This window comes from Neobacillus ginsengisoli (assembly GCF_030813055.1).
The window spans coordinates 1-1,022 of the sequence record NZ_JAUSTW010000034.1 but is presented as its reverse complement, the minus strand read 5'-3'; the positions used below and the strand labels follow the sequence as shown (position 1 = coordinate 1,022).

The following is a 1,022-nucleotide window of genomic DNA, read 5'->3' as shown; positions in this document are numbered from 1 at the left end:
CTTTTGGTATTCTAAAAGCATATTGATATACATTTTTAGCGTTAAAATATGGCTTTGATATAAAGTTTTCTGAAAGGGATTTCGTGCTGCTGCAGCTATCAGTTCCTTTGCCTTTGTAGCCGCCCACTTACGAGATCGACTATTACAGTTTTCCTTTATTCTAGCTGCTATCGTTTCTTCTCCAGCTTTTAAGACATCGTTAGATGTAGGATATTCTAGTAGAGTTAGTAAAGAAACAATTGAATATAAGTCCCCAAAAACACCTTTATACTCAGGAAAAACCTGATCAAGAACTGCTTGAAACTGCAGTTTAGCTTGTACAAATATTTCTGTTAAGTTTTCGTGTTGCCGTGTAAGATTACGAAGGTTTAAGAGGTGAATTCCTCGTTTTTTATAAGGCTCTAAATCCTCTTTATAGTACAATTGACAGAGATGATAAGCATCGATTTTATCTGTTTTAACTTTCCGTAAACTCGAGCTCTTTGCTCGATAGGAGATAAGATTATTTATTATAATTAATAAATAATCTCTGTCCTCAAAATACTGCACAACGGGAGTATGATAATGCCCTGTAGCTTCAAGAACAATTGGAGGTTTAACTCCTGTTAAGTTCTCAACTTCTCTAAAAAATTGATGTAAAGTATCTAATCCCTCTAGAGTATGTGATACTTTAAAACTACTTTTGTAAGGTTTTTTCTTATCCAAGAAAGCTTGAACCTGACTTTCGCCTTTAGCTACATCCAGACCAACGACTGGATTCATTTTTAAATCTCCTCCTCCAATAATAAAATTCACCGGTACCCCTAATCCTTCTTGCAGTATCATAGCTTCGCTTGTTATACGAGATCTATGTCCCAACCAGCCTCAAACATGTTTCTACAAGTAGGGGGCGAACTGTTTACTTGACGGGCTCTAAGTCCCACGGGTGCTTACGTTCTACCCCGGCTACCGTTATCATAAAACCATATAAAAAATGGTCAACCAGAAATATCTGGCTGATCTTATAATACGAACGGGTGCTT

1 protein-coding gene is annotated in these 1,022 nt (G+C 36.7%); it reads right to left on the bottom strand.

Going from position 1 to position 1,022, the window contains the following annotated elements:
- The coding region (locus J2S10_RS27360; protein WP_307414355.1) for an IS110 family transposase at positions 1–762 on the bottom strand (762 nt) is incomplete at its 3' end.
- Positions 763–1,022 lie beyond the last annotated feature (260 nt).